The organism is Microbacterium insulae (assembly GCF_042677065.1).
Taxonomy (GTDB): Bacteria; Actinomycetota; Actinomycetes; order Actinomycetales; family Microbacteriaceae; genus Microbacterium; species Microbacterium insulae.
This window is the reverse complement of sequence record NZ_JBHTII010000001.1, coordinates 451,953-475,920: the sequence shown is the minus strand read 5'-3', so window position 1 is coordinate 475,920 and position 23,968 is coordinate 451,953. Positions and strand designations below refer to the sequence as shown.

Annotated in this window: 24 protein-coding genes and 1 tRNA gene; 17 read left to right on the top strand and 8 right to left on the bottom strand. The window is 70.3% G+C overall.

All coding sequences use genetic code 11. The features are described from left to right. The 4 genes from ACFQ0P_RS02200 to ACFQ0P_RS02185 all read right to left on the bottom strand — a co-directional run bounded on the left by ACFQ0P_RS02200 (position 1) and on the right by ACFQ0P_RS02185 (position 5,720). Positions 1-936, bottom strand: coding sequence for a carbohydrate ABC transporter permease (locus ACFQ0P_RS02200; RefSeq protein WP_204980088.1), 936 nt, complete (start codon positions 934-936; stop codon positions 1-3). 9 nt (positions 937-945) lie between these two features. Then, positions 946-2,247: a sugar ABC transporter substrate-binding protein gene (locus ACFQ0P_RS02195; RefSeq protein WP_378771204.1), complete on the bottom strand. Its 1,302-nt coding sequence runs from the start codon at positions 2,245-2,247 to the stop codon at positions 946-948. Between the two features lie 344 nt (positions 2,248-2,591). Further along, positions 2,592-3,983: an NAD(P)/FAD-dependent oxidoreductase gene (locus tag ACFQ0P_RS02190; protein WP_204980087.1), complete on the bottom strand. Its 1,392-nt coding sequence runs from the start codon at positions 3,981-3,983 to the stop codon at positions 2,592-2,594. Between the two features lie 204 nt (positions 3,984-4,187). Next, complete coding sequence (locus ACFQ0P_RS02185; protein ID WP_204980086.1) at positions 4,188-5,720, bottom strand: PucR family transcriptional regulator; 1,533 nt, start codon at positions 5,718-5,720, stop codon at positions 4,188-4,190. Positions 5,721-5,813: 93 nt separating this feature from the next. Here ACFQ0P_RS02185 and gabT point away from each other — a divergent pair, with 93 nt between their 5' ends. The 15 genes from gabT to ACFQ0P_RS02110 all read left to right on the top strand — a co-directional run bounded on the left by gabT (position 5,814) and on the right by ACFQ0P_RS02110 (position 20,009). Further along, positions 5,814-7,172 (top strand): 4-aminobutyrate--2-oxoglutarate transaminase, encoded by a 1,359-nt coding sequence (gene gabT / locus ACFQ0P_RS02180; protein WP_204980085.1) that lies wholly within the window; start codon positions 5,814-5,816, stop codon positions 7,170-7,172. 124 nt (positions 7,173-7,296) lie between these two features. Then, positions 7,297-8,658, top strand: coding sequence for a flavin monoamine oxidase family protein (locus ACFQ0P_RS02175; protein ID WP_204980084.1), 1,362 nt, complete (start codon positions 7,297-7,299; stop codon positions 8,656-8,658). After that, the gene (locus ACFQ0P_RS02170; protein ID WP_204980083.1) at positions 8,655-9,533 is read left to right on the top strand and encodes a universal stress protein; all 879 of its coding nucleotides are present in this window, start codon (positions 8,655-8,657) and stop codon (positions 9,531-9,533) included. Before ACFQ0P_RS02175 ends, ACFQ0P_RS02170 begins: the two co-directional genes overlap by 4 nt. Further along, positions 9,530-11,104 carry an APC family permease gene (locus tag ACFQ0P_RS02165; RefSeq protein WP_204980082.1) on the top strand — a complete coding sequence of 525 codons (1,575 nt, stop codon included), beginning with the start codon at positions 9,530-9,532 and terminating at the stop codon, positions 11,102-11,104. The genes ACFQ0P_RS02170 and ACFQ0P_RS02165 overlap by 4 nt, the downstream gene beginning before the upstream one ends. Positions 11,105-11,144: 40 nt before the next feature. Then, positions 11,145-12,509 (top strand): NAD-dependent succinate-semialdehyde dehydrogenase, encoded by a 1,365-nt coding sequence (locus ACFQ0P_RS02160; RefSeq protein WP_204980081.1) that lies wholly within the window; start codon positions 11,145-11,147, stop codon positions 12,507-12,509. A gap of 209 nt (positions 12,510-12,718) precedes the next feature. Further along, positions 12,719-13,156 (top strand): pyridoxamine 5'-phosphate oxidase family protein, encoded by a 438-nt coding sequence (locus ACFQ0P_RS02155; protein ID WP_204980080.1) that lies wholly within the window; start codon positions 12,719-12,721, stop codon positions 13,154-13,156. 144 nt (positions 13,157-13,300) lie between these two features. Beyond that, a tRNA-Trp gene (locus ACFQ0P_RS02150) sits at positions 13,301-13,373 on the top strand. A gap of 93 nt (positions 13,374-13,466) precedes the next feature. Then, positions 13,467-13,733 carry a preprotein translocase subunit SecE gene (secE, locus tag ACFQ0P_RS02145; protein WP_204981498.1) on the top strand — a complete coding sequence of 89 codons (267 nt, stop codon included), beginning with the start codon at positions 13,467-13,469 and terminating at the stop codon, positions 13,731-13,733. A 75-nt stretch (positions 13,734-13,808) separates the two neighbouring features. Further along, complete coding sequence (gene nusG / locus ACFQ0P_RS02140; protein ID WP_204980079.1) at positions 13,809-14,936, top strand: transcription termination/antitermination protein NusG; 1,128 nt, start codon at positions 13,809-13,811, stop codon at positions 14,934-14,936. A gap of 246 nt (positions 14,937-15,182) precedes the next feature. Continuing rightward, positions 15,183-16,013, top strand: a complete 831-nt coding sequence (locus ACFQ0P_RS02135) for an endonuclease domain-containing protein (RefSeq protein WP_378771197.1) — start codon at positions 15,183-15,185, stop codon at positions 16,011-16,013. A 298-nt stretch (positions 16,014-16,311) separates the two neighbouring features. Beyond that, positions 16,312-16,743 carry a 50S ribosomal protein L11 gene (rplK, locus tag ACFQ0P_RS02130; protein WP_056121761.1) on the top strand — a complete coding sequence of 144 codons (432 nt, stop codon included), beginning with the start codon at positions 16,312-16,314 and terminating at the stop codon, positions 16,741-16,743. Positions 16,744-16,757: 14 nt separating this feature from the next. Further along, positions 16,758-17,447, top strand: coding sequence for a 50S ribosomal protein L1 (gene rplA, locus ACFQ0P_RS02125; protein ID WP_204980077.1), 690 nt, complete (start codon positions 16,758-16,760; stop codon positions 17,445-17,447). A gap of 215 nt (positions 17,448-17,662) precedes the next feature. Further along, a complete protein-coding gene (locus ACFQ0P_RS02120; RefSeq protein WP_204980076.1) occupies positions 17,663-18,469 on the top strand; it encodes an amino acid ABC transporter substrate-binding protein in 807 nt (268 codons plus the stop codon). Positions 18,470-18,538: 69 nt separating this feature from the next. After that, positions 18,539-19,207 (top strand): amino acid ABC transporter permease, encoded by a 669-nt coding sequence (locus ACFQ0P_RS02115; protein WP_204980075.1) that lies wholly within the window; start codon positions 18,539-18,541, stop codon positions 19,205-19,207. Then, positions 19,194-20,009, top strand: coding sequence for an amino acid ABC transporter ATP-binding protein (locus ACFQ0P_RS02110; RefSeq protein WP_378771193.1), 816 nt, complete (start codon positions 19,194-19,196; stop codon positions 20,007-20,009). Before ACFQ0P_RS02115 ends, ACFQ0P_RS02110 begins: the two co-directional genes overlap by 14 nt. Before the next feature lie 5 nt (positions 20,010-20,014). Here the strand turns inward: ACFQ0P_RS02110 and ACFQ0P_RS02105 are convergent, their stop codons facing one another. Beyond that, positions 20,015-20,290, bottom strand: coding sequence for an acylphosphatase (locus tag ACFQ0P_RS02105; RefSeq protein WP_204980074.1), 276 nt, complete (start codon positions 20,288-20,290; stop codon positions 20,015-20,017). A gap of 58 nt (positions 20,291-20,348) precedes the next feature. Between ACFQ0P_RS02105 and ACFQ0P_RS02100 the strand changes: the two genes are divergently transcribed. Further along, positions 20,349-20,702: an iron chaperone gene (locus ACFQ0P_RS02100; protein WP_204980073.1), complete on the top strand. Its 354-nt coding sequence runs from the start codon at positions 20,349-20,351 to the stop codon at positions 20,700-20,702. 16 nt (positions 20,703-20,718) lie between these two features. On the opposite strand, the gene lysE is transcribed toward ACFQ0P_RS02100, so the two are convergent. Beyond that, on the bottom strand, positions 20,719-21,372 hold the full coding sequence (gene lysE / locus ACFQ0P_RS02095) for an L-lysine exporter (protein ID WP_204980072.1): 654 nt from the start codon (positions 21,370-21,372) through the stop codon (positions 20,719-20,721). Between the two features lie 71 nt (positions 21,373-21,443). On the opposite strand from lysE, the gene ACFQ0P_RS02090 reads away from it, so the two are divergent. Continuing rightward, positions 21,444-22,337, top strand: coding sequence for a LysR family transcriptional regulator ArgP (locus ACFQ0P_RS02090; protein WP_204980071.1), 894 nt, complete (start codon positions 21,444-21,446; stop codon positions 22,335-22,337). 5 nt (positions 22,338-22,342) lie between these two features. Here ACFQ0P_RS02090 and ACFQ0P_RS02085 read toward each other — a convergent pair whose 3' ends face one another. Both ACFQ0P_RS02085 and ACFQ0P_RS02080 read right to left on the bottom strand, forming a co-directional pair. Further along, positions 22,343-23,374, bottom strand: a complete 1,032-nt coding sequence (locus ACFQ0P_RS02085) for an NADP-dependent oxidoreductase (protein WP_204980070.1) — start codon at positions 23,372-23,374, stop codon at positions 22,343-22,345. 97 nt (positions 23,375-23,471) lie between these two features. Then, positions 23,472-23,957, bottom strand: a complete 486-nt coding sequence (locus ACFQ0P_RS02080) for a MarR family winged helix-turn-helix transcriptional regulator (RefSeq protein ID WP_204980069.1) — start codon at positions 23,955-23,957, stop codon at positions 23,472-23,474. Positions 23,958-23,968: the final 11 nt, after the last annotated feature.

Here is a 23,968-nt window from a genome sequence, read left to right as displayed (position 1 = left end):
TCAGTCCTTCCGTCCGATGAGGCGGAACTGCACGAGCGCGAGCAGCACGATCGCGAGGAACAGCACGTAGCTCGCGGCCGACGCGTAGGCGTAGTTGCCGAAGCCGAACTGGTCGTAGGTGTACATCGCGGTCGAGAGGGTCGCGTCCAGCGGCCCGCCCTGCGTCATGACGTACGGCTCCTCGAAGAACTGCAGGAACCCGATTCCGGTGATGACGGTCGCGAAGAGGATCGCGGGCCGCATCGCCGGGACGGTGATGCTCCAGAATCGCTGCCACGCGTTCGCCCCGTCGACCATCGCCGCTTCGTGGTGCTCGCGCGGCACGCCCTGGAGCGCCGCGAGGAAGATGACCATGAGGGTTCCGATGTTGCGCCAGACGGCCATCATGATGAGGGACGGGAGTGCCCATGTGGTCGACTGGAGCCAGTCAGGACCCTGGATGCCGAACACGGCCAGGAATCCGTTGAGCAGTCCGTCGGGCTGGAGGATGAACCGCCAGACGATCGCGATCGCGACGATGCTCGTGACCACGGGCGCGTAGAAGCCCACGCGGTACACGGTGCGGAAGCGCCGGATGCCCTTGTCGAGGGCGAGGGCGACGAGCATCGCGAGTGCGATCGTCAGAGGCACCGCGACGACCACGAACGTGAAGGTGTTCAGCAGGGACCGCACGAAACGCGGATCCTGGAAGAGGCGGACGTAGTTGTCCAGGCCGATGATGTTCACCTGGAACGGCGTCTGCAGGTCGCGCGTGGTCATGTCGGTGAAGCTCATGAGGAACGACCCGATGATCGGACCGGCCATGAACACGACGAACAGGATCACGAACGGCGCGGCGAAGAGCCACGCGGTGAGCGTCATGCGGCGCTCCCGCCGCGACGCCCGCGCACGAGGTGCGGGGCGCCGCGACGGGGCGGTGGGGGCAATGGCAGCCATCGGCGTCTCTTACTGACCCGTCCCGATCGACGTGGCCTGCTGCTGGATCGCGGCGACGGCGTCGGCCGGCGTGGTGTCACCGCGCGTGGCCTTCTCCAGCTCCTGGTCGATCACGGCCGACACCTGGGCCCATGTGGGGATGGCCGGCGGAGCCTTCGAGTCCTGCAGCTGCTCGCCGAAGACGCTCAGGTAGGGGTCGTCGGAGAACGTCGCGTCGTCCCACGCCGCCTGGACGCTCGGGAGGTCGGTGGAGATGTCGTACCACTGGATCTGCGTCTCGGGCTGGCTCAGCCACCGCACGAACTTCCAGGACGCGTCGCGGTTCTCGGTGTCCTCGAACACGGCGAGGTTGCCGCCGCCGGTGAAGCTCGTGCGGCTGTCCTCGCCGGGCACCATCGCGACGCCGAACTTGTCGGCGAACTCCTCGCCGCCCTGCTCGAGCAGGAGGCCGACGTGGAACGGGCCGCTGTAGAACGCGCCGACCTCGCCGTTGATGAAGGCCGCTTCGATCTCGCCGCCCTCGAGGCGACGCGGCTCGGCGATGCCCTCTTCGAAGAAGCTCGTGTAGGCCGCGAACGCCTCCTCCCACTCGGGGGTGTCGAAGGTGAACTCGGTGCCGTCCTCGTTGAGGATGTCGCCGCCCTGCTGCCACGCCATCGGCGTCACGTACTGCCACGAGTCGAATCCGCCCGGGGGAAGCGAGACGCCCCATTCGGCGCCGGCCTCCTGGAGGCCCTGCGTGAACTCGGTGTACTCCTCCCACGTCGTCGGCGGCTCGAGGCCTGCCTTCTCGGCGAGATCGGTGCGGTAGTAGAGCACGCGCGTGTCGACGTACCACGGCACTCCGTAGGCGACGCCGTCGACGACGGCCGTGTCCCATGAGCCCTCGAAGAACGCCGACTCGTCGACGAGCCCTTCGGGCGTCGCCTCGAACGCGCCGGTCGCGGCGAACTCACCGACCCATGTGGTGCCGAGCATCGTCACGTCGGGCGTCTCGCCACCGGCGATCGCGGTGGCGATGCGGTCGTGGGCGCTCTCCCACGGGACCGCGGTCACCTCGATCTGCACGTCGGGGTTCTCCTCCTCGAACTGGGCGGCGAGCTCGTCGAGGACTTCGCCCTCGTTGCCCATCGCCCACACCTCGACCGTGCCGGTCGCGGGGGAGTCGTCGATCGCCTCGCCGCCGCCGGCGTCTCCGCCGCCCGTCGGCCCGTCGCTGCGGCCGCATCCGGCAAGGAGCAGCGCTCCCACCACCGTCACGGCGCCGGCTGCCACCAGTCGCGAGTTCCTGCGTGTGATCTTCCTGGTCATCGGTCTGACGCCTCCATCGGTCGTCGCCGCCCTCGGCGGCCCTGCCTCGGCTGTGTTCTCGGCGCACGTCGCGCCGCGCGTTCACTCTACGCCAAAAACCTGACACATGAAAGGTATTAGCGTGAGAATGGCCTCATCGACGGCAGGATGCCCCCGACGGCCGCCATCACGGCAGGCTCTGGCGCAGCATCCTCTCCCGTGCTAGCCGTCCGGCACGTCGGTGCGACTGCCGGGGACGTGCGGCGCCGGTCGTGCCGGCATGTCACACGAACGGTGAGTGCGGGGTCCCGGTACCCGCCATTCGTGTGACACGCGCGCGAATGGTGAGGGGGGCGAGGAAGGTGTCAGTGGCGCCCGGCGACGAAGTCCGCGACGTGCGCGGGCCAGGCCGTGCCGGAGCCGCGACCGGATGCCTCGAACCGGTCGGCGGTGCGGTACGCGGCGTAGATCGCGTTCACCGCGAGCCAGCGCAGCGGCTCGGGCTCCCACCTCTTCGCGCGGTGTCCGACCCACGGCAGCCGCACGAGGTCGGTGTCGCGGCCGAGGACGAGGTCGGCGAGCGTGCGCCCGGCGAGGTTGGTCGCGGTGACCCCGGTGCCGACATATCCGCCCGCCCAGCCGAGCCCCGTGGCCGGGTCGTGCCCCACCGACGCCGCCCAGTCGCGGGGGACGCCGAGGACGCCCGCCCACGCGTGTGCGATCGGCACATCCTCCGCGGCGGGGAAGAAGTCCCGCAGCAGCCGCGTGAGCGAGGCGATCGTGCGCTCCTGGGTCGTGCCGTCGCGGTCGACGTGCGAGCCGTAGCGGTAGGGCACACCCCTGCCGCCGAACGCGATCCGGTCGTCGGCGGTGCGCTGGGCGTACATGTACACGTGCGCGAAGTCCCCGAGCGTCTCGCGGCCGGCCCAGCCGATCGCCTCCCACGCCGAGGCCGGAAGCGGCTCGGTGACGATCATCGACGAGTTCATCGGAAGCCACGTGCGGTGCTCGCCGCGCAGGTCGGCGGTGAACCCCTCGGTCGCCCGGAGCACGTGCGTCGCCCGGACGACACCGCGGTCGGTGACGGCACGGCCCGCAGAGATCTCCGACACCGTCGTCTGCTCGTAGATCGTCGCGCCCCGGCGCTCCACGGCGGCGGCGAGACCCGCCACGAGCTTCGCCGGGTGCACGCGCGCGCAGTGCGGGTGCCACGCCCCGCCGAGCGCGCCGGACACGGCGATCCGAGACGCGGTGGCCGCGGCATCCAGCTCTTCCACGTCGGTGTGGGGCCACGCCCGTTCGGCGCGCACGGCCTCACGGAGGCGCGCGAGCTGCGACGGGGTGCGGGCGACGCCGAACTCGCCGCCCTTGACGATGTCGGCCTCGATCCGTTCGCGGGCGGCGACGGCGATGACCTCGTCGACGGTGTCGTTGAGGGCCTTCTGCTGCGCGGCGGCGGCATCGCGGCCGTGGGATGCCTCGTACCGCTCGCGTCCGCCGGTGACCGTGTTGGTCAGCCACCCGCCGTTGCGGCCCGACGCGCCGAAACCGGCGAAGCGCTGCTCGAGGACGGCGACCCGCAGATCGGGCTGCAGGCTCGTGAGGTAGTACGCCGCCCAGAGGCCGGTGTAGCCGCCGCCGACGATCGCGACGTCGACGTCGATCGAGCCGGGGAGAGGAGGTCGCGGCGCCGGCGTCCCGCCGAGCGACCGCCACCACCACGAGACGTCTCCGTTGGGCACGCGCGGCTCGGTCATGCTCCCATCCTGGCGCGCCTGGGCCCGCGGGCGGTCGGGCGATCCGTCCCGATCTGCCGCGTCCGCCCGACACGTTCGTCGAGGCGGTGTGCCTGATGTCGGCGATCCGGGCAGCTCGACCGCCCGAACCCGGGTCACGGGTCCGTCTGCCGCACGGATCGCCGGCCTTCTGCACGGCCGCGAACCGGGACGAGCCCGGCCGGGTCAGGAGTCGAGTGCCCGCAGCGCGGCCCACAGCTCCGCGCGGACCGCGAACGAGGACAGCTCCTTGCCGAGTACACGCTCGATCAGCGCGAGCCGCGTGCGCACCGTGTGCCGGTGCACCCCGAGAGCGCGGGCGGACGCCTCGTGGGAGCAGTCGTTGTCGAGCCAGGCCCGCAGCGTCTCGACCAGGCGCGTGCCCTCGGCGGCGTCGTGGTCGCGCAGCGGTGCGAGCTCCGCGCGGGCGAGGGAGCGCGCCTCGTCCGACAGCGCCGACAGCACTCCCGCGCGGGCGACCTCCGCGAACCTCGTGACGCCCGCGCCCCCGCGGTCCCGGGCGGCGCGAGCCTGCGCGGCGGCGGCCGCGAACTCGTCGTACCCCGCGGGATCGGAGAGCCCGACGCGCACCCCGAACCGCTCGGCGACTTCCTCGACGGCCTCATGCCGGCCCGCCGGGACGACGAGCACCAGTCCGTCGTCGCCGCGTCCGAAGAACAGCGAGCCCCGGTTCTCGTCGACCCTGAGCTCGAGGAGTTCGGCGATGGCGTCGATGCGGGATGCCGCGGCATCCGTCACCGCCACCTCGATCGGAGCGGACGGCAGCGGGCCGCCGAGCTCCCGCGCGATGCGCCGGGCCAGGCCGGGGTCGTCGGCGAGGAGCGTCTGCACGAGCCCCGCCCGCAGGGCGCCGCGGGCACGGCTGAGGCTCTGCTGCTGCTCGAGGGCGAGACCGGCCATCGCGATCACGGCGGTCACGACGCCGCGGCCCTCCTGGTCGAGGTCTCCCGCGGCGATCGCGATGACGCCGCGGAGGTGGCCGCCGCGCCCGAGGGTCTGCAGGCTCGCGGGCGTCCCCCCGATCCGCAGGGACGAGCCCGCCCGAGCCCCGCGGTTGAGGACGCCCGTCACCTCGCGGCGCAGGTCCGCCGCGGTGGCCGGATCGAGTCCGTCTGCCGGATGCTCCCGCACGAGCTCTCCGGCCGCGTCGTACATCCCCACCCAGGTGTCGAGCTGGCGCGCGAGCTCCGCGACGGTGGCCCCGAGTCCGTCCGGCCGGAGGGCGGCCAGCGCGATCGCCCGCTGCGCGGCGAGCGCCCAGCTCCGGCGCGCGTACGCCTGCGCCGCGATCGCCTCGGCGTTCGCGCGTGCGACGGCGATGAACGGGGTGCGGTAGGGAACCTCGAACAGCGGCATCCGCTCGTCGCGGCAGGCCTCGGCGAGTGCGGGCGGGATGCCGGCCCGCACCACCTCGGTGCCGAAGCCGAGCCCGACGGCGCCGCGCGCGGCGAGCCGGTGGACGTACTCCCGCCAGGACGCCGCGTCGTCGGCGGAGTCCTGGAACTGGGTGCCCGTCGTCAGCAGCACGAGACCCTCGGAGAGGAACGGCGTGGGGTCGACGAGGTCCGAGCTGTGCACCCACCGCACGGCGCGGTCGAGGGTGCCCGGCGGGAGGTGCTCGGCGTCGGCCAGCACCAGCCGGAGGTCGTCCCGCGCGAGCAGCGCGCGCAGCGTGGGGGTCTCGGCGACGGCGGGCATGATCCTCCGAAATGTACGGCCTGTACAGCAGGCTACAGAGAATGTACAGCGAGGAGGGTGCGCGGTGTTCGGGGCCGTCCTACGCTCGCCCCCATGAGCGCTGTCGACACTCTCACCGAAACCCCCCTCGGCGGTCCGACCCTTCCCCAGGAGCGACGCCTGGTCACCAGCATCCCCGGCCCGCGCTCGCAGGAGCTCATCGAGCGCAAGGCCGCGGCCGTCGCCGCCGGAGTGGGCCACACGGCCCCCGTTCACGCGGTCGCAGCCGGCGGCGGAGTCATCGTCGACGCCGACGGCAACTCGCTCATCGACCTCGGCTCGGGCATCGCCGTGACCACCATCGGCAACGCCCACCCCAAGGTCGTCGAGGCCGTGCAGGCGCAGGTCGCGCAGTTCACCCACACGTGCTTCATGATCGCCCCCTACGACTCGTACGTCTCCGTCGCCGAGGCCCTCAACCGAGTGACCCCGGGCGACCACGACAAGAAGAGCGCCCTGTTCAACTCCGGCGCAGAGGCGGTCGAGAACGCCGTCAAGATCGCGCGCAAGCACACCGGCAAGCAGGCCGTCGTCGCGTTCGATCACGGATACCACGGCCGCACCAACCTCACGATGGCGCTCACGGCGAAGTCGATGCCGTACAAGAGCGGTTTCGGGCCCTTCGCGTCCGAGGTCTACCGCGCCCCGCTGTCGTACCCGTTCCGAGACGGCTTGAGCGGAGCGGATGCCGCCAAGCGGGCGATCTCGATCATCGAGAAGCAGGTCGGGGCCGACAACCTGGCCGCCGTCATCATCGAGCCGATCCAGGGCGAGGGCGGCTTCATCGTCCCTGCGGACGGCTTCCTGCCCGCACTCGTCGACTGGTGCCGCGCCAACGACGTGGTGTTCATCGCCGACGAGATCCAGACCGGCTTCGCTCGTACTGGGGAGATGTTCGCGAGCGATGTGTTCGGCATCGTGCCGGACCTCATCACGACCGCCAAGGGCATCGCAGGGGGGATGCCCTTGGCGGCGGTGACCGGGCGCGCCGAGATCATGGACGCGTCCCACGCCGGCGGACTCGGCGGCACCTACGGCGGCAACCCCGTCGCGTGCGCCGCGGCCCTGGCCGCCATCGACGTCTTCGAGAACGACGGGATGATCGAGCGGGCGCGCCAGATCGGCGCGCTGCTGAAGGAACGTCTCGGCGCGCTGCAGGCAGCCGATCCGCGCGTCGGCGACGTGCGCGGTCACGGTGCGATGATCGCGGCCGAGTTCGTCGACCCCGCGACCGGAGAGCCGGATGCCGCGCTCACCGCGGCCGTCGCGAAGGCCTGCATCGCCCAGGGCGTCATCGTCCTCACCTGCGGCACCTATGGGAACGTGATCCGCTTCCTTCCGCCGCTGTCCATCGGCGACGACCTGCTCCACGAGGGCATCGACGTCGTCGCAGCCGCGCTCGCGGCCGCCTGAACCTCCCGCGTCCCGGCGCGTCTCAGCTCGCGACATCCGTTCGGCGAGCGAGCGCGCCGAGACGAAACCGCACCTCCCTCACGAACAGCAAGACCCGCGTGTATCCGCAAGACGAAGGAGTCCCATGCAACAGCTCACCCGTGACGTCGTGATCGTCGGGGCCGGTGCCGCCGGCCTCACCGCGGCGAACGAACTGCGCAAGGCCGGGCTCTCCGTCGTGGTCCTCGAGGCGCGCGACCGCGTGGGCGGGCGCCTGTGGACGGACGTGGTCGACGGCGCCATGCTCGAGATCGGCGGCCAGTGGGTCTCTCCCGACCAGGAGGCGCTCAAGGAGACGATCTCCGAGCTCGGACTGGAGACCTACAGCCGGTACCGCGAGGGCGACTCCGTCTACATCGGACGCGACGGCGCGCTGCGCCGCTTCACCGGCGAGATCTTCCCGGTCGCGCCCGAGACCGAGCGCGAGATCGTCCGGCTGATCGAGAAGCTCGACGAGATGGTCGCGCAGATCGATCCCGACAAGCCCTGGGAGCATCCCGACGCCGAGCAGCTCGACCGCATCTCCTTCGAGGCGTGGCTCGAGGAGCAGACGCCCGACCAGGAGGCGCGCGACAACATCGCTCTCTTCATCGCCGGGGCGATGCTGACCAAGCCCGCCTACGCGTTCTCGGCACTCCAGGCTCTGCTGATGGCCGCGAGCGCCGGCAGCTTCACCCACCTCGTCGACGCGGACTACATCCTCGATGAGCGCGTCGTGGGCGGGCTGCAGCAGGTGCCCCTCCTTCTGGCAGAGCGGCTCGGCGACGACGTCCTCCTCGGCCAGCCGGTCAACGAGGTGCACTGGTCCGACGACGGTGTGCGCATCGTGACCGACGCCGACCTCGAGGTGCGCGCGCGGTTCGTGGTGCTCGCCCACGCGCCGATCCTCTACCCGTGGATCGAGTTCCAGCCCGCGCTGCCCCGACTCAAGCAGCAGATGCACCAGCACATCTCGATGGGCTTCGTCATCAAGGTGCACGCGGTGTACGACCGCCCGTTCTGGCGTGACCAGGGTCTTTCGGGCACCGCGTTCAGCCCCTACGAGCTCTCGCACGAGGCGTACGACAACACCAACCACGGCGACGAGCGCGGCACGCTCGTCGGTTTCGTGTCCGACCGCAACGCCGACGACCTGTTCCGCGTGAGCCCGGAGGAGCGCAAGGCACGCATCCTGGAGTCGCTGTCCCACTACTACGGTCCCGAGGCGCTGAACCCGATCGTCTACTTCGAGAGCGATTGGGGCGCGGAGGAGTGGACCCGCGGCGCGTACGCCGCGAGCTTCGATCTCGGCGGGCTCACCCGCTACGGCGCCGACCTGCGCACGCCCGTCGGCCCGATCCACTTCGCGTGCAGCGACATGGCCGGCGCCGGGTACCAGCACGTCGACGGCGCGATCCGCATGGGGCGCCTCGTCGCGGCGAACATCCTGGACGGAGCCCGTTCATGAGCCGGCGCATCGTCGCGGGCTACACCGCCACCGACGCCGGTGCCGACGCCGTCGCCCTCGGAGCACGGCTCGCCGCGGCATCCGATTCGTCCCTTCACCTGGTCGTCGTCCTGCCCGGTGAGGAGCGCAGTCTCATCACCCCTCCCGATGCGGGGTACGACCGCTACGTGAGGGAGCAGGCGGAGCAGTGGCTGAGGGATGCCGCAGCCACCGTGCCCGACGCGGTGCGCGTGCGCACGCACGTGCGCTTCGCGGACTCCTTCGCCGAGGGCCTCCTCGAATCGGCGCACGACCTCGACGCGTCGCTCATCGTCGTCGGCGCCGCGAACGGCGGCCGACGCGGACGCCACCGGCTCGGCACCGTGGCGGGCGAACTCCTCCACTCCTCCGATGTCCCGGTCGTCCTCGCTCCCGAGGGGGCGCGGCGGATCGACCCGCTGAGCGGCATCACCCGCATCACCGCCGCCATCGGGCTCCGACCCGGGGCCGACGTCCTCCTCGAGGAGTCCATCGCGCTCGCCGAAGTGACGGGCGCCGAGCTCCGGCTCGTGTCGCTCGTGGCGGTCGACCTGCCCGCCGGCATCTCGTCGAACGAGTCCGCCGCGATGCACGCCGACGAGGTCTTCGTGCACGCTCGCGCCGCCTTGCCGAAGGGTGTGGATGCCGAGGCCGTCGTGGGCCTCGGCGACAGCATCGAGGAGGCCGTGTCCCACCTCAGCTGGGAGCCCGGAGAGATCGCCGTGGTGGGGTCGAGCCGCCTCGCGCGCCCCCGGCGCCTGTTCCTGGGATCAACGGCGGCGAAGATGCTGCACGAGCTCCCCGTGCCGATGATCGTCGTGCCTCGCACGCGCAGCAAGAAGGGGACGAAGCGATGAGCCGTCCGCAGAACACCGAGCCGCTCACCGGCGAGCCGCTCACCGGAGCGCTCTCGAAGAAGGGGCTGAGCGCCGGCACCGTCGGACTGATCGGCGCCGTCGTGATCGGGATCTCCTGCATCGCCCCCGCCTACACGCTGACGGCCGCGCTGGGTCCGACGGTGTCCGAGGTGGGCTTCCAGGTACCCGCGATCATCCTCATCGGGTTCATCCCGATGCTCCTCGTCGCCCTCGGATACCGCGAGCTCAACCGCGCGATGCCCGACTCCGGCACGTCCTTCACGTGGGCCGCGCGCGCCTTCGGCCCGTGGGTGGGCTGGCTGGCGGGGTGGGGGCTCATCGCCGCCACGATCCTCGTGCTCTCGAATCTCGCCGGGATCGCGGTGGAGTTCCTCTTCCTCCTCATCGATCAGCTCGCGGGAAGCCCCGGCACGATCGCCGAGCTGGCGTTCAACCCGTTCATCAACGTCGCGGTGTGCCTGATGTTCATGGCGGGCGCGACGTACATCTCCTACCGCGACCTGCAGACGACGCAGAAGCTGCAGTACGTGCTCGTCGGGTTCCAGGTGCTCGTGCTGATCCTGTTCGCCGTGGCGGCGTTCGTCCACGTCGCGAACGGGACGGCCTTCGACGCGAGCCCGGTCGAGGCATCCTGGTTCAATCCGTTCGCCGTGCAGCCGACCGACACGCTGGACGCGTTCGGCGCGATGGTGGCGGGCCTGTCCCTGTCGATCTTCATCTTCTGGGGATGGGATGTCACCCTCACGATGAACGAGGAGACGAAGGACCCCGAGAAGACCCCGGGGCGCGCGGCGACGATCACGGTGATCACCATCGTGCTGCTGTACCTGCTGATCTCGGTGTCGCTGCTCGCGTACGCCGGAACGAGCGCCGGGGATCTCGGCCTCGGAAACGAGGACATCCAATCCAACGTCTTCTTCTACCTGAGCGGACCGATCCTCGGCCCGCTGGCGTTCCTCGTCTCGCTCGCGGTGCTCACCAGTTCGGCGTCGTCGCTGCAGTCCACGTTCGTGGGCCCTGCGCGCACGCTCCTGGCGATGGGCCACTACAAGGCGCTGCCGCCGGCGTTCGCGCGGGTGTCGCCGCGGTTCTTCACCCCCGGGTACGCCACCATCGTCTCGGCCGTCGTCGCCTCGGTGTTCTACGCCGTCATGCGCTTCGTCAGCGAGGACGTGCTGTGGGACACGATCACCACGCTCGGCATGATGATCTGCTTCTACTACGGCATCACGGCGTTCGCGTGCGTGTGGTACTTCCGCAAGCAGTGGATGGATTCGGCGCGGAGCTTCTTCTTCACACTGCTCTTCCCGCTCGTGGGCGGCATCATCCTCCTGCTGCTGTTCGGCAAGACGCTCTACGACAGCATGGACCCCGACTACGGCAGCGGCTCGAACATCGGCGGCCTCGGGCTCGTCTTCATCCTGGGCGTCGTGGTGATCGGGCTGGGTGTCGTCATCATGGTCTGGCAGGCGATCAAGCGTCCGGCGTTCTTCCGCGGCGAGACACTCGGTATGGATGCGCCCGCAAGCCTTAGACGCGCACGCCGCTGAGCGGCAGACTGTGACCACCCACCGATCGGAGAGACACCAAATGAGTGAATACGCCGTCGTCAACCCCGCAACGGGAGAGACCCTGGCCACCTACCCGACGATCACCGACGAGGCGCTCGAGTCGGTCCTCGCGGGAGCGCACGCCGCCTTCCTCACGTGGCGCAACGTTCCTGTAGAAGAGCGCGCCGCACGCATCCGCAAGGTTGCGGAGCTGCATCGCGAGCGTCGCGACGAGCTCGCCGCGATCATCGTCCGCGAGATGGGCAAGCCGCTGGAAGCCGCGCTGGGCGAGGTCGACTTCGCGGCCGACATCACCGAGTACTACGCCGACCACGCCGACAAGATCACCGGCGACCAGCCGATCGACATCGACGGCGAGGGCACCGCGGTGATCCGCCGCTCGCCGCTCGGGCCGCTGCTGGGCATCATGCCGTGGAACTTCCCGTACTACCAGGTCGCCCGCTTCGCGGCGCCGAACATCGTGATCGGCAACACGATCATCCTCAAGCACGCGGGCCAGTGCCCGGAGTCGGCCGCCGCGATCGAGAAGATGTACGCGGATGCCGGGCTCGGCGACGGCGTCTACACCAACGTCTACGCCTCGAACGAGCAGGCTGCCGCGATCATCGCCGACCCGCGCGTCCAGGGCGTCTCGGTCACCGGCTCGGAGCGCGCCGGAGCGGCCGTCGCCGAGGTCGCAGGCCGCAACCTGAAGAAGGTCGCGCTCGAGCTCGGCGGCTCCGACCCGTTCATCCTCCTGTCGACGGACGACCTCGACTCCGCCGTGCAGGCCGCCGTCGATGCACGTCTGGACAACAACGGCCAGTCCTGCAACGCGGCGAAGCGCTTCATCGTCGTGGACGGGCTGTACGACGAGTTCCTCGAGAAGTTCACGGCGAAGATGACCGAGGCCAAGGTGGGCGACCCGTTCGCCGAAGACACGGTCCTCGGTCCCCTCTCGTCCCTGACCGCGGCCGAGCGCCTCGCCGAGCAGGTCGACAAGGCCGTCGCGCAGGGGGCCACACTGGTCGCGGGAGGCAAGCGCGACGGCGCCTACTACCCGGGAACGGTGCTCACCGGCGTGACCAGCGACATGGATGCCTACGGCGAGGAGTTCTTCGGCCCCGTCGGTGTCGTCTACAAGGTCGCCGACGAGGACGAGGCGGTGAAGATCGCGAACGACACCAGTTTCGGTCTCGGCTCGTACGTCTTCACCACCGACGAGGAGCAGGCCGCGCGCGTCGCCGACAAGATCGACGCGGGCATGGTCTACGTCAACGTGGTCCTCGCCGACGAGCCCGGGCTGCCGTTCGGCGGCGTGAAGCGCTCCGGCACCTCGCGCGAGATGGGGCTGCTGGCCGCCGACGAGTTCGTCAACAAGAAGCTCATCCGCGTCGGCGCCTGACCGGCGCCGCGCTCGCGCCCCGCCCGCTCGCCGAGACCGGGGATCCGCGGCGAGACCGGGGGCAGCGTCCCCCGGCTCGACGACGGCCCTTGTCTCGGCGGCGTCGGCGCGCGACCGGCGGCAAGGCGCGCGACCGGTCAGAGCAGCACCGCCGCCCGCGCGCCGTCCCGGGACTACCGCGGGGCTCGGGCGAGCGGGAGGATGGAGGCATGGCAGACACACCGGATCCCGTCGTCGCCCTCACCGACGAAGAGTGCTGGGAGCGCCTGCGGACGCAGGAGCTCGGCCGCCTGGTCACCCACGTGGGCGATGTGCTCGACATCTTCCCCGTCAACTACGTGGTGGACGGCGAGAGCGTGCTCTTCCGCACGGCGCAGGGCAGCAAGATGTTCGAGCTCACGGTCAACGACGAGGTGCTGTTCGAGGTCGACGACTACACCGACACCGACGCCTGGAGCGTGATCATCCGCGGTCACGCGCGGGCGCTCGACACCTCCGAGGAGGTCGAGCGCGCGGACGGCCTGGGTCTTGCGCCGTGGATCCCGACGCTCAAGTACACCTCCGTCCGGGTGGAGGCGGCATCCCTCTCCGGAAGGGCCTTCGAGCGGGCGCCGGAGCCCGACCGGTATGGCGTGCAGCAGTACTGATCGATTCGCGGGCCCCCGGGGCATGCCGTACACTTGGGCGTGCAGTTGAAGTCTGCATTCTTTCGCCGTGCCCACCCTTCGGGCAGGCTCCTCTCGATCAGGTGCCGGTGGAAGAGCGCGGGCTTCCGAGGCCCCCGGGTCTCTAGGGCGGTAGCTCAATTGGCAGAGCAGCGGTCTCCAAAACCGCAGGTTGCAGGTTCGATTCCTGTCCGCCCTGCGCGTCAGCGCAACGTCGGCACCACGTCGTCGGCGGTTGACAACACAGTGCGGCGGCAGATGCCGGCGCACGGAAGGTAATCAGGTGGCATCGATGGTTCAGGACGAGCCGACGGGCGAGGTCGTCCCCGCGGGCGGCGCACCTCGCGAGAAGAAGCCGAACGTCTTCGCGCGGATCGCCATGTTCATCCGTCAGGTCTTCGCCGAGCTCCGCAAGGTCGTCACGCCGACGCGCCAGGAGCTCCTGAAGTACACGGCGGTCGTTCTCGGCTTCGTGGTCGTCATGATGGCGATCGTCTACGGCCTCGACGTGCTCTTCGTGTGGATCACGGCCTACGTCTTCGGAGTGCCGGGCGCCTGACCCGCCTGAACAGGCCCCGTCCCGGGGCACGCGAGCGGACTCGATCCCGCTGCGGACAGAACGGAAGAGAATTCAGTGTCTGAAAGATTCATCGACGACGCCGACTGGGCGACGGCGGCGGAGCAGTCCTCCGAGGATGACGAAGCCCAGGAGGGCAACATCCTCGCCGAAGAGGACCGCGCGAACACCCCGGCCGAGCACGTCGCGATCCACATCGTCGACGACGCCGACGAGGAAGACGCCGAAATCGAAGACATCGACATCGACATCGACGACCCGGAGGCGGACGCCATCGTGAACGACGCTCTGAACATCGACGAGGCCGCCGAGGCCGAGGCCGCCGCCGAGGTCATCAACGACTCCATCGCCGAGGAGGTGGCCGAGCTCGAGGCGGAGGCCGCCGACGAGGTGGCCCCCTACGACGGCCCCGACGTGAACGGCGACGAGGACCCGGCCGTGCTCGACGAGGACTTCGTGGCCGAGGTCGACGCCGCAGCGGCTGTCGTCGACGAGGCGGAGGCCGACGCCGACGCAGGAGTCGACGAGACCGACGCCGACGCAGACGACGCCGATGAGGACGAGGACCCGTACGAGGCGTTCCGCGCCGAGCTGCGCTCGCTTCCGGGCAAGTGGTACGTCATCCATTCCTACGCCGGCTTCGAGCGCAAGGTGAAGGCCAACATCGAGCAGCGCAAGTCGACGCTCGAGGTCGAAGAGGACATCTACCAGATCGAGGTCCCGATGGAGGACGTCGTCGAGATCAAGAACGGTCAGCGCAAGATGGTCACGCGCGTCCGGATCCCCGGCTACGTGCTCGTCCGCATGGAGCTCAACGAAGACACCTGGTCGGTCGTGCGCCACACGCCCGGCGTGACCGGCTTCGTCGGCAACGCGCACAACCCCACGCCCCTCCGCTTCGAGGAAGCCTTCAACATGCTGAAGAGCCTCGTCGAGATCAAGGAGACCGCGCCCGCGAAGGCCGGCGCAGCCAAGAAGGGCGGCGCGGCCGCCGCTCGCGTCATCCCGGCCGAGGTCGACTTCGAGGTCGGCGAGACCATCACGATCAAGGAGGGCTCGTTCGCGGGTCTTCCCGGCACGATCAGCGAGATCAAGCCCGAGAGCGGCAAGCTCACGGTCCTCGTCTCGCTCTTCGAGCGCGAGACGCCGGTCGAGCTGTCCTTCGATCAGGTCACGAAGCTCTAGTCCGGGTTTACGACGAGGCGCCCTTCCCCTCGGGGAGGGCGCCTCGTCATTTCAGCGACTCGCTCCCCGCGGCGTGCAGGGTCGCGGAGATGTGCACGATTTCGGATGCCTCGGCCCGGCGGCATCCGCAATCCTGCACATCTCCGCATCCGTGTCCGCTCCTCCCCAGCCGGCGCGGACAGCCGCGTTGTCCCCGTCGCCCGCGAACACGGCGGAGCCGGGACCGGAAACCGCCACGATGGCGGAGTGAGAGACCTGTCCAGTGCCGTGATCGGGGCGGGAGGCGTCGCGCGCGTCGCCACCCTGAGAGAGAGGGGAATCCCGCGGCGCGTGATCGAAGGGGCCCTCGCCTCGGGAGTGCTGATCAGGCCGCGAATCGGATGGGTTGCGTTGCCGGATGCCGACCCGCTTCTGGTCGCGGCCGCTCGGGCAGGCGTCGTGCTCACCTGCCAGACGCAGGCGCGCCGACTGGGCCTATGGGTCGTGCGGGACGACGCGGTGCATGTCGCCGCCCCGATGCACGGGCACATCGGCGAGGTGACGGAAGAGACTCGGGTCCATTGGGCGAAGCCGCTCGTGCCGCGGCATCCCGATGCCCTGGTCGACCCCGTCGAGAACGTGCTCGCTCTCGTCGCCGGATGCCTGCCGCACGAAGACGCGCTCACGATCTGGGAGTCCGCCCTCCGGCAAGGCGCGGTCGACCGCCACGTGCTCGACCGGATGCCGCTCTCCCGGGCAGCGCGGACGATCGTCGAGGAGTGCTCGCTCTTGTCCGACTCGGGGCTCGAGACGCTCGTCCCCCGGCGGTTGCGCTTCCTTCGATTGCCGGTACGTCAGCAGGTGTGGCTGGCCGGACACCCGGTCGACTTCCTCATCGGCGATCGCCTCGTGCTCCAGATCGACGGCGGTCACCACGTCGGAGCCCAGCGACGCAGCGACATCGCGCACGATGCGCGACTGATGCTGCTCGGCTTCCACGTGATCCGGATCGATTTCGTGCAGGTCATGACCGCGTGGCCCGAGGTGCACGACATGATCGTCCGCGCCGTTGCGCAGGGGCTGCACCGCGCGGCGTGAGGCACCTCTACGGCACCCGCATCCCTTCCGCGCCCCGCGGCGTGCAGGGCCGCGGGGATGTGCACGATTTCGGATGCCTCGGCCCGGCGGCATCCGCAATCCTGCACATCTCCGCATCCGTGTCCGGCTCTCGGCAGAGCTCCGCCACAGGTCTGGGCAGGGGCCTCGGCGCGGGTCGGGGAGAGCATCCGGTAGACTAGAGCGGTTGCGCCCATCGCGCGACGAAACCCCACCACGTCCAGGGATCGCCTGGTTCGTGGAAGCGCGCCCCCCAAGGGTGCTCGAACGAAGGAAAACAATGGCACCGAAGAAGAAGGTGACCGGCCTGATCAAGCTTCAGATCAACGCCGGTGCAGCCAACCCGGCGCCGCCGATCGGCCCCGCGCTCGGTCAGCATGGCGTCAACATCATGGAGTTCTGCAAGGCGTACAACGCCGCGACCGAGTCGCAGCGCGGCAACGTCATCCCCGTCGAGATCACCGTCTACGAGGACCGCAGCTTCACGTTCGTCCTCAAGACCCCTCCCGCCGCCGAGCTCATCAAGAAGGCCGCCGGCCTGCAGAAGGGCTCGCCGACGCCGCACACGACCAAGGTGGGCAAGCTCACCAAGGAGCAGGTGCGACAGATCGCCGAGACGAAGCAGCCCGACCTGAACGCGAACGACATCGAGGCCGCCTCGAAGATCATCGCCGGCACCGCCCGTTCCATGGGCATCACGGTCGAGGACTGAGGGGGATAGGAAACATGGCTACCAAGTCCAAGGCCTTCCAGGCCGCTGCCGCCAAGATCGAGGCGGACAAGTTCTACACGCCCACCGAGGCCGTCGCCCTCGCGAAGGAGACCGGCTCGGCGAAGTTCGACTCGACCGTCGAGGTCGCGCTCAAGCTCGCCGTCGACCCGCGCAAGGCCGACCAGATGGTCCGCGGCACCGTCATCCTCCCGCACGGCACGGGCAAGACCGCCCGTGTCATCGTGTTCGCCACGGGTCCTGCCGCCGAGGCCGCCATCGCCGCGGGTGCGGACGAGGTGGGGGGCGCCGAGCTCATCGAGAAGGTCGCCGGCGGCTACACGGCGTTCGACGCCGCCGTCTCGACCCCCGAGCTCATGGGTCAGGTCGGTCGACTCGGTAAGGTGCTCGGCCCCCGTGGCCTCATGCCCAACCCGAAGACCGGCACCGTCACCCCCAACCCGGCCAAGGCCGTGGAGGAGATCAAGGGCGGCAAGATCGAGTTCCGCGTCGACAAGCACGCCAACGTGCACTTCGTCGTCGGCAAGGCCTCGTTCTCGGCCGACCAGCTCGACGAGAACCTGAAGGTCGCGCTCGAGGAGATCATCCGCCTCAAGCCGTCGAGCTCGAAGGGCCGCTACATCCAGAAGGGTGCGGTGTCGACCACGTTCGGCCCCGGCATCCCGCTGGACGTCAACTCCCTCTGAGTCGTCACGAACGGGGCCTCACCTTCGGGTGGGGCCCCGTTCTCGTTCCGCCCGTCGAGTCGGCGGCTTCTCGCGACAGCATCCAGCCGCCGGGCGAGGCAACGAAGCGTAACGTGCGTCAATGACTCCCATCACGATGTGTTGTACTTGAAGGGCCCGGGACCACGACGTTCCCCTCTGGGCCGACTCCCTCCACCATTCAAGGAAGCACCGTCATGCCACGCCGCAGTCTCACTGTCCTCGCCCTCGCCGCCACCGCCGCCCTCGCGCTCACCGCGTGCAGCACGAGCGGGTCCGAGCCCACCGGCTCCGCCGCTTCCGGCAGCGAGTACGGCCTCGTCGCCGACGGCACGCTGACCGTCGCGACCGAGGGCACCTACCGTCCCTTCAGCTACCACGACGAGAGCGGCGAACTGGTCGGCTTCGACGTCGAGATCGCCGAAGCGGTCGCCGAGAAGCTCGGACTCGAAGTCCGCTTCGAGGAGACGCAGTGGGACGCGATCTTCGCGGGCCTGGATGCCGGACGCTTCGACGTCATCGGCAACCAGGTGTCCATCAACCCCGAGCGCGAGGAGAAGTACCTCTTCAGCGAGCCGTACACCGTCTCGCCCGGTGTCATCGTCGTCCGCGAGGACGACGACTCGATCTCGAGCTTCGACGACCTCGCCGGAAAGACCACCGCGCAGTCGCTCACGAGCAACTGGTACACGCTCGCCGAGGAGAGCGGCGCGCAGGTCGAGGCTGTCGAGGGATGGGCGCAGGCCGTCGCCCTCCTCGAGCAGGGCCGCGTCGACGCGACCGTGAACGACAGCCTCACCTTCCTCGACTACGAGAACTCGGAGGGTCCGACGGGCCTCAAGATCGCGACCGAGACCGACGACCCGAGCCTCAGCGCCTTCGCCTTCACGAAGGACAAGGGCGCGCTCGTCGAGGCGGTCGACGCCGCGCTCGCCGAGCTCCGCGAGGAGGGCGTGCTCGCCGAGATCAGCGAGAAGTACTTCGGGGACGACGTCACCGAGTAGTCTGCCAACCGCCGCCCGCCCGGCCGTGGGCGGGCGGCGGTCCCGTCTGCCCGGAAGGGAGAAACGCCCATGGATGGCAGCACCTGGCAACTGCTGGTGGACTCGTTCTGGCCCCTGCTGCTGGCCGCGATCACGGGGACGATCCCACTCGCGCTCCTGTCGTTCGCGTTCGGCCTGGTCATCGCGGTGCTCGTCGCGCTCCTCAGGCTCTCGCGCAGCCGCGTGCTGTCGGGGATCGCCCGCGTCTACATCTCGGCGATCCGCGGGACCCCGCTGCTCGTGCAGCTCTTCGTCATCTTCTACGGGATGCCGTCGGTGGGGATCGTGATCGACCCCTGGCCGGCCGCGATCATCGCGTTCTCGCTCAATGTCGGCGGATATGCGGCCGAGGTCGTCCGAGCGGCGATCCTCTCGGTGCCGAAGGGGCAGTGGGAGGCCGCTCACACCGTGGGGTTCTCGCAGACCCGGACGCTCACACGCGTCGTGCTCCCTCAAGCGGCACGGGTCTCGGTGCCGCCCCTGTCGAACACCTTCATCTCGCTCGTCAAGGACACTTCGCTCGCCTCGACGATCCTCGTGACCGAGATGTTCCGCAAGGCCCAGCAGATCGCGGCGTTCTCGTTCGAGGTGCTGCCGATCTACCTCGAGGCCGCGCTGATCTACTGGCTCATCTGCCTCGTGCTCTCCGCGGGGCAGAATGCGCTCGAACGGAGGCTCGACCGCTATGTCGCCCGCTGAACCCACCGACGACGCCCTCGCCCCGCCGGCACCCGCCGACGACGCGCCGCTGCTGACCGTCACCGGTCTGACGAAGTCCTTCGGGGCGCACCGTGTGCTCGACGGCGTCGACTTCGAGGTGCGCCGGGGCGAGGTCGTCGCCCTGATCGGTCCGAGCGGCTCGGGCAAGACGACCGTCCTGCGGTCCTTGAACGGTCTTGAGACCCCCGAGGCGGGTGTGGTGTCGTTCGCGGACGGACCGACCGTGGACTTCTCGGCGGCCGTCTCGAAAGCCGATCGGACCGCCCTCCGCGATCGCTCGGCCATGGTGTTCCAGCACCACAACCTCTTCCCGCACCGGACGGTGCTCCAGAACGTGACCGAAGGCCCGATCCACGCGCACGGGGTGCCGAAGGCCGAGGCTGCGGCACGGGCCGAAGCGCTGCTCGCCCGCGTGGGCCTGAGCGAGAAGCGCGACGCCTACCCTTTCCAGCTCTCGGGCGGCCAGCAGCAGCGGGTGGGGATCGTGCGGGCCCTCGCCCTGCAGCCGTCGCTGCTGCTCTTCGACGAGCCCACGAGCGCGCTGGACTCGGAGCTGGTGGGCGAGGTGCTCCTGGCCCTCAAGGAGCTCGCGGACGAGGGCTGGACGATGCTCATCGTGACGCACGAGCTCGCGTTCGCGCGTCAGGTGGCGGACGAGGTGCTGTTCTTCGACGACGGCGTCATCGTCGAGCGCGGTGCTCCGAAGGACCTCTTCACGCGTCCGACTCAGGAGCGCACCCGCCGGTTCGTCGACCGCCTGCTGCGTCCCTTCGAGGACTGATCCGGTCACACCGTCGCGCGCACCTCGAACCCGCGCTCGCCGGTGGTCGCGGCATCCGTCACCCTCGCAGACCGGACCCGCGATCCCGGCGGCCCCTCCGCCATCCACGCGAGCACCTCGTCGACCTGCGCCTCGGTCCCTTCGAGCTCGGCCTCGACGGTGCCGTCGTGGCGGTTGCGCACCCATCCGGCCACGCCGGCGTCGTCCGCGACCATGCGCAGCGTGTAACGGTAGCCCACCCCCTGCACCTCGCCGTCGACGAGGACATGCACACGTCTCATGCTCCTATCGTGCCCGCTGCGGGTATCGCCCGCGCGTCACGGATGTCAGGATGCCTCCATGGGAACCGTGGACGACCTTCTCGCCGGACTGGATGCGGCCGACCGCGACGCCGTCGCGCGGGTCTACGCCCTCGCGCGCGAGGCGGTCCCGGATGCCGAGCAGGGAACCGGCTACGGCATGCCCGCGCTGGTCTATCGCGGCAAGCCCCTCCTGTCGGTGATGCGTGCGAAGAAGCACATCGGCGTGTACCCGTTCAGCCCCGAAGCGGTCAGCGCGGTCGCGGACTCGCTCGCCGGCCGCCCGGGGATCGGACTCGACAAGGGGACGATCCGCTTCCAGCCGGAGCATCCACTTCCCGACGACGTCGTGCGCGCGCTGGTCCTCGCCCGGCGGGAGCAGATCGAGCGCTGAGGGGGATGCGACCAGGTCAGTGGGGGAGCACCAGGCTCACTCCGAGCGCGATCATCACGACCGCGATGACGCCGTCGAGGATCCGCCAGGCGCGGGGGGTGGAGAGCCAGCGGCTGAGGTACCGCGCGCCGAACGCGAGTCCGAAGAACCACACGACGCTCGCGGTCATCGCCCCCGCCGCGAAGAGCCAGCGGGCGTCCCCGTGAGTGTTGGCCACCGTGCCGAGAAGGAAGACCGTGTCGAGGTAGACGTGAGGGTTCAGCCAGGTCAGCGCGAGGCACGTGAGCACCACGGGGGTGAGGCGTGTCCGAGTCGCCGTCGCGGCCGGGCGGGTGCCTGCGCCCGGGGCCGCCGGGGTCTGCTCGTCGACGGAGAGGGCGCGCTCTGAGGGGCGCCACGCGCGTCGCGCGGCGAGGACGCCGTACGTCACGAGGAAGGCCGCGCCCGCCCAGCGCACGGCGTCCACGAGCCAGGGCACGGCCTGTAGGACCAGCCCGACCCCCGAGACTCCGAGGGCGATGAGCAGGGCATCGGATGCCGCGCAGATCGCGGCGACGACGAAGACGTGCTCGCGGCGGAGGCCCTGGCGCAGGACGAACAGGTTCTGGGCGCCGATCGCGATGATGAGCGAGAAGCCGAGTCCGAGACCGGCGAGGACGGGGGTGAGCACCCTTCGACCGTAGGTGCGACAGTGACTTCAGTCCAGCTCATGCTTCTTCAGGTCCATTAGCCTGACTTACTATGAGGATCCCTTTCGAACTCGCCGAGACGGTGGCCGCCGTCGTCGACGAAGGCACCTTGGATGCCGCGGCCCGCCGCCTGCACGTCACCCCCTCCGCGGTCAGCCAGCGGATCAAGGCGCTCGAGGAGCTGCTCGGCCGGGTCGTCCTCGTGCGCTCCAAGCCGGCGCGACCGACCGAGGCGGGGGTCGCCGTCGTCCGGCTCGCGCGACAGGCCGCGCTGCTCCAGCACGACGCCGTGGCCGCCCTGGGTGCCGGCGACGGCGGCGCGCCGCGCACCGCTGTGCCGCTGGCCGTCAATGCCGACTCCTTGGCCACGTGGTTCCTGGCGCCCCTCGCCCGCCTGTCGCAGCGGCATCCGATCGTCTTCGACGTGCATCGCGACGACCAGGACTTCACCGCCGGCCTCCTCGAGTCGGGAACCGTCATGGGCGCGGTGACCTCGCGCGCGACACCGGTCGCCGGCTGCCGGGTGAGTGCGCTGGGGGCTATGCGGTACGAGGCTGTCGCCACGCCTGGGTTCGTCGAGCGCTGGCTCCGAGGCGGGACGACCCCCGGCAACCTCGCCGACGCGCCGGTCGTGGACTTCGACCGGCGCGACGACCTCCAGAACGAGTGGCTGCGCGCGATGGATGCCGCGGGGCGGCCCCCGCGGCACTTCGTCCCGGCGTCGAATGACTTCGCGACGGCGGTGCTGATCGGGCTCGGGTGGGCGCTCCTGCCGACCTTCCAGTCGGCCGATCCGCTCGCGCGCGGGGAGCTCGTGCGCCTGGGCGGCCCCCCGATCGACGTTCCCCTGCACTGGCAGCAGTGGAATCTCCGCTCGCCCCTGCTCGACGCGATCGCCGACGAGGTGGTCGCCGAGGGCCGCCGGGTGCTGGCGCCGGTCAGCTGAGCCGGTCAGTCGTCGCTGACCCGCAGCACGAGCTTGCCGCGGGTGTGGCCGTCCTCGAGCTGGCGGTGCGCGTCGGCGGCGTCCGCGAGGTCGAACACCCGGTCGATGTAGACCTGGACGGCGCCCGAATCGAGGAGGCGGCCGACGGTCGCGAGGACACCGCCGTCGGGGGTCACCTTGAAGCTCGTCGACCGCACGCCCGCCTCGGCTGCGGCATCGGCGTATCCCGGCCAGGACCCCGTCGGCACGAGGACGTACAGGCCGCCGGGCCGCAGCACCCGGAGTGAGCGCGTGCCGACGTCGCCGCCGGTATTGCCGACCAGGTCGAGCACGACGTCCACACTCCCGACGACCTCATCGAAGGCGGTGGCGGTGTGGTCGATGACGACGGAGGCCCCCAGCTCGCGCAGCCAGGACGCGTTGCGGCCCGACGCCGTCGCGGTCACGTGCGCGCCGAAGTACGCCGCGAACTGCACCGCGAAATGCCCCACTCCGCCGCTGCCGGCGTGGATCAGGATGCGCTGCCCCTCGTGGGCGCGCGCGGTCTCGACGACGAGCCCCCACGCGGTGAGGGCGGCGAGCGGCACGCCGGCCGCTTCGACGTGCGACAGCGAGGCGGGCTTGCGCGCGAGCGACAGCGACGGCACGACGGCGTACTCCGCGTAGGTCCCGCCCGTCCGCGGGAAGGCGGCCATGCCGAAGACGGACGTGCCGACCGGGAACGGGTGGGCCTCGAAGGGGCTCTTCACCACGATCCCGCTGAAGTCGAAGCCCAGCGTCGAAGGGTAGGAGGGGATCTGCGCCGAGACACCGGCGCCCACCCGGGTCTTGGCGTCGATCGGGTTGATGCCCGCCGCCACGACGCGCACCAGCACTTCGCTGAGGACGGGCGTGGGGACGGGGATGGATGCCGCGTGCAGCGCGGCGGCGCCACCCGGACGATCGAACACGACCGCGGTCATGAGCTTGGGAGGATCGGCGACGGCGATGCGCTCGGCGTCGGAGGCAGGGGCTGATCGCAGCGGCCGGAATCTCACGGGGACGCTCCTTCCGCGTGCACGTCGTCGTCGGCGGCGGGATCGCCGCGGTGAGGCCAGTCAACCGCGGATTTGTCTCACCCGTGTTACGCGGGTGCTACCGGGTGGAGAAGCCCGCTCCGCCCGCCGGCGACTCGCCCGCGGTGAGCGCGTGCAGCAGGCGCGAGAGATTGCGGATGTCGTCGATCGGCCACTCCGCTAGGGCGTCGACGAGCGCGCTCTCCTGGGGCGCCCGGGCCTCGGCGAGCCGCGCGAGTCCGTCGGGCGTGGGCGACAGCAGGCTCGACCTGCCGTCGGCCGGATCGGGCGTGCGCGCGACGAGGCCGAGCTGCTCCAGCTCGCGGACGGTGCGGCTGATCTGGCCCTTGTCGGCCATGAGCGTCTCCGCGAGTGCGGACAGGGTGATCGATTCGCGGCGGACGATCGTCGTGAACACCTTGTAGGCGCCCGGCAGCATGCCGGGGCTGACGCGGTTCGCGTTGTCGGCGATCACCCGCCGGAAGCGATTGATCAGCTCTCCGAACTCGGCCTCGAGGGCGCGCACCGCTCGGGTGCGCTCCTCGCGGGTCTCGGGAGAGGTCATCGTCATCGACA